At 30.9% G+C, this 4,179-nt stretch carries 5 protein-coding genes; all 5 read left to right on the forward strand.

The features are described 5' to 3' along the window. The first annotated feature begins 125 nt into the window (after positions 1-125). A complete protein-coding gene (locus AB1Z17_RS09730) occupies positions 126-341 on the forward strand; it encodes a ferredoxin family protein (protein WP_368051610.1) in 216 nt (71 codons plus the stop codon). A gap of 4 nt (positions 342-345) precedes the next feature. Next, positions 346-975 (forward strand): ferric reductase-like transmembrane domain-containing protein, encoded by a 630-nt coding sequence (locus tag AB1Z17_RS09735; RefSeq protein ID WP_368051611.1) that lies wholly within the window; start codon positions 346-348, stop codon positions 973-975. Beyond that, positions 972-2,711, forward strand: a complete 1,740-nt coding sequence (locus AB1Z17_RS09740) for an FAD-binding protein (RefSeq protein WP_368051612.1) — start codon at positions 972-974, stop codon at positions 2,709-2,711. The genes AB1Z17_RS09735 and AB1Z17_RS09740 overlap by 4 nt, the downstream gene beginning before the upstream one ends. A gap of 220 nt (positions 2,712-2,931) precedes the next feature. Continuing rightward, the gene (locus AB1Z17_RS09745; RefSeq protein WP_368051613.1) at positions 2,932-3,315 is read left to right on the forward strand and encodes a hypothetical protein; all 384 of its coding nucleotides are present in this window, start codon (positions 2,932-2,934) and stop codon (positions 3,313-3,315) included. A gap of 329 nt (positions 3,316-3,644) precedes the next feature. Continuing rightward, a partial coding sequence (locus tag AB1Z17_RS09750) for a polyphosphate polymerase domain-containing protein (RefSeq protein WP_368051614.1) occupies positions 3,645-4,179 on the forward strand: 535 nt, incomplete at its 3' end.

Genomic DNA, 4,179 nt, shown 5'->3' on the forward strand with positions numbered 1-4,179 from the left:
TACTTATTTATCATATCAGTCATTTCATTGATATATTTCGAGTGTTTATTGATTCTTATTTTGTTAAGACCCTATAAATTTTACCTTGTTCTCAAAATTAGAAATGAATTTAAAAACTAGGAATTATGTCAATAGAAAGTATTAAAGGATGTATTGGATGTGAGGAATGCATAAAAAGTTGCCCTACCGATGTTATTCGGTTAAACCCTGACACAAAAAAAGCGGAGATTTTATATCCAGAAGACTGTCAAATATGCCATTTATGTCGCATGTATTGTCCGGTAGATGCTATTACTATTTCACCCTACAAATCTATTCCTGTAATTGTTTCTTGGGGCTAATATTATGAAAAAGGAAAACTACATATTTAAGTTAGGATCTTTATTTATAGGATTTATTGGAGTTCCTTTAGTACTTTTTTTTCTAGGTGATTTTGAAAAAAGAACCATTTTAATGGAAATATTTTCGCTAATAACTATTTTAGGTTTTACGTTACTAATATCCCAGTTTTTTACTTCAAGATTAAATAAAACATTGGTTAAAAAAATGAGAATGGCAAATGTTTTAAAAATTCATAAAATTATTGGTTATACATTTATTTCAATATTATTATTACATCCATTCTTTATAATTGTTCCAAAGTTTTTTGATAATGGAGTCGCACCAACCGATGCTTTTTTAAAATTAATAACAACATTTAGTAGCCTTGGTGTAATTTTAGGCTTGATTGCTTATGCATGTATAATTATATTTTTAATTACTTCATATTTCAGATTTAAACTGCATTTAAAATATAAAACTTGGCGAAACTTGCATGGTTATTTAACCATGTTTTTTATAATTACCGGTACTTGGCACGTAATTAATATGGGTCGTCATAGTAATACTTCATTCTCTCTATATTATTTAGTAGCTGTTGCAAGTGGCATCTATTATTTACTAAGAACTTACTTATTTAAAACTTCAAAAAAATGAAAAAGAAAGCCACAAAAAGTAATATGTCTAGGCGTAAATTTATAACCTTAGCAGGTGGAGCGGCAAGTTTCGCAGCCATGTCAACAATGGGAATGTCAATGGATTGGGCGTTAAATAATCCTGAAATTGATGTAGATTCCTTAAATGTTGATAAAATAAGTACCGATGTTTTAGTAATAGGAAGTGGAATGGCTGGTTTATTTGCAGCTGTAAAAGCGCACCATGCTGGAGCCAAAGTTTTAATGGTTTCAAAAGGAAGATTAGGAGCTTCAGGTCAAACACCTTTTGCTAAAGGAATTTTTGCTTTTGATGCTGAAAAAGAAGATGTAAGTTTAGATGAGTTTGTTGCCAAAGTTTCTCGATCGGCTTTAGGAACCAATAATAATGTTTACACCCGTCAAATGGCTGAACATTCTTTAGCACGTGTAAGTGAATTAAAAAAATGGGGATTTTTCGATGCTTCATTATATAATAAAAGTTTTAGTAAACCTATTGAAGAAAGAAATATCCCAGTTCAAGAACGTATAACTATAACACACCTTATAAAAGAAAATGGAAGTGTTATAGGTGCCGCCGGTTTCAGTATTGATGAACAGAAAGTAGTATTTTATGAAGCAAAAAGCGTGATTTTATGTACTGGAGCTGGCGGTTTTAAACCAAACGGATTCCCAATTTGTGATTTAACACATGACGGAACAATAATGGCATACAATATTGGTGCAAAAGTTACAGGTAAAGAATGGAATGATGGACACTCTGGAAAAGCAGAAAATGCTGCAGCTTGTTATGATGGTTGGGGAGATATGTTTGAACAAAAACCAGGAACAATAGGAGTTGAAATTCGTCATGATTTAGGTGTCGATATGAATTATGTAGCTTATAACAATGGAAGTCCATTAAAAATGAGACCTCCAGGCTCAGGTAAACAGGCTGAAGTTATTGGCGGGCCCTATAAACCTGAAGAGTTTAATAATGAATCTTCCAAATCACCGGGAGGAAAAGAAGGAAGAAGACCACCAAAATACGGAAAAGGAGCACCTCCAGGAATAGGTGGTACTATAGTTGGCGGATCTTCCGCAGGAATGGCAATTCATAAATCAGAAGGGTTGGTACCTATAAACGATCAATGTGAATCAACAATTCCTGGATTATATGCTGCAGGAGATGCTTTGGGCTCATATATGGCCGGAGCAATTTACACTCAAATTGGTTCTTCTTTAGCTGGTTCGGCAGTTCAAGGTGGAGTTGCTGGTGAAGCAGCAGCAAACTATTGTAAAAAAATAAAAGCAACTTCAATTTCAACATCAAAAATAAAATTAATTAAAGAAGAAATATTAGCTCCTTTAAAACGAGAAGCTGGTTATAGTCCGACCTGGGTTACACAAACATTGCAAGGTATAATGATTCCTAATTTTATTATGTACATAAAAAAAGGAAATTTATTAAACGCAGCTTTAGCTTATGTTGAAGAGCTAAGGGATCATCACGTGCCAATGTTAAGAGCTTCTAATTTACACGAATTACGGTTAGCACACGAAACTAAAAACATGATTGTAAGTGCTGAAATGAAATTGAAAGCATCCATTATGCGAACCGAAAGCAGATGTAGTCATTACCGCTTAGATTACCCCGAAATGGATAACGAAAATTGGCAAGTTTGGCTGAATATTTTTAAAAATTCAGAAGGGAAAATGGAGTTTGAAAAACAACCTTTTAATACGTGGCCAACAGTTTAAATTATAGTTACAATTTATAACAATTTTATTCAAAAGAATTGACCAATATTTAATTGATTCTTTTTTTATTGAAATAAAAACTTCAGTTATCGGAAATACTTTAATTGGTAGATAAAATTAGCCAGTTCATTGATTATAATTTCCAGTACCACTAAACTTATCTTTCTTTGAATAAAGATTTAGAAATCAATAAAAATAAAAATATTAAAAACAAAAAATCATGAAACTAAAAACGAATAAAATCTGGAAAACTTTAGTTGTAGTATTAGTGATAACGACATCAGCCTGCGGACAACAAAGAGGATCTAGAGGAGGACAAGGAAGCAACCAACAAGGACCACCTAAATTACCTTCAAAAAAACAAATAGAAAAAATGGTTGACAAACTTTCTAGCGAAATTTTATTATCAGAAGTGCAAAAAACAGAGGTATTAGAAATTTATAAAGAACACTTTAAACAGGTAGAAAGTAAAACAACATCTGGAAGACCTGACCGAAGTGAAATGGAAGATTTAAAAGAAGATTTTGAAGATACTATAAAAGCAGTTCTAACTAAAGATCAACAAAAATTATTTTCAGCGTATCTAAAAAAAAATAATAAATGAGAAAGACCTCAAAAAAGATGAGAAATTAAAACATTTGAAGAATATTCACTGGTTAGAAATGGTGAATATTATAACATTATTGTTTGAGTTAATAATAATTTGTTTGGTTAGGTTAGGCCTCAATAATTAGCTAATAATTGTTGAGGCTTTTTTTATGCTTTCAATTATTCTTTTTCGTTGATAGAATCTTCCAGTTCGTTGATTTCTTTTTAAAAGGGTTACATAAAATTGTTGCTTTGTCCTATTATGAAACGAGCTTACTAAAAGCTTATCAAGTAAAGAAAATGATTAATAGCGAACAGCATGTGACCTATAAAAAATATAAACACATGAAACAACAAATAGCACAATTAATACAGTCCTTTGAAACCACTTCTTTAAAAGAAATGGATACCGTTTCTTTAATGAAAAGAACAGACACTAAATTCATTATTCACGAAAAACACTTAGTTGAAATTTTAGATCTAATTAAAAGTGAATATAAAGTGCTTCAAATAAATGAAAATAGATTACTATCGTATTCTTCATTGTATTTTGATACACCTGAAAAAAAGTTCTACCACGACCATCATAATAGAAAAGTAAACAGAACCAAAATTAGAATACGTAAATACGTAGAATCGGGCATTTTTTTTCTTGAAATTAAACAAAAAGACGGTAAAGGGAAGACAACCAAATCTAGAATATCTATTGATGATTTTGAACCTGATCTTTCAGAAAATTCAATGAAATTTATTCAAAAAATCACAAAACAAGAGTTTGATTTACAACCTATTATTTGGAACAAATTTAACCGAATAACGTTGGTTAATAAAACAGCAAAAGAACGATTAACCATAGATTTAAACCTCAAATTCAATATAA

This window comes from Lutibacter sp. (assembly GCF_040883305.1).
Classification (GTDB): domain Bacteria; phylum Bacteroidota; class Bacteroidia; order Flavobacteriales; family Flavobacteriaceae; genus Lutibacter.

Coding starts and splice junctions, on each gene's coding strand:
- AB1Z17_RS09735 (WP_368051611.1), top strand. CDS start 346: ATGAAAAAGGAAAACTACATATTTAAGTTAGGATCTTTATTTATAGGA.
- AB1Z17_RS09730 (WP_368051610.1), top strand. CDS start 126: ATGTCAATAGAAAGTATTAAAGGATGTATTGGATGTGAGGAATGCATA.
- AB1Z17_RS09745 (WP_368051613.1), top strand. CDS start 2,932: ATGAAACTAAAAACGAATAAAATCTGGAAAACTTTAGTTGTAGTATTA.
- AB1Z17_RS09740 (WP_368051612.1), top strand. CDS start 972: ATGAAAAAGAAAGCCACAAAAAGTAATATGTCTAGGCGTAAATTTATA.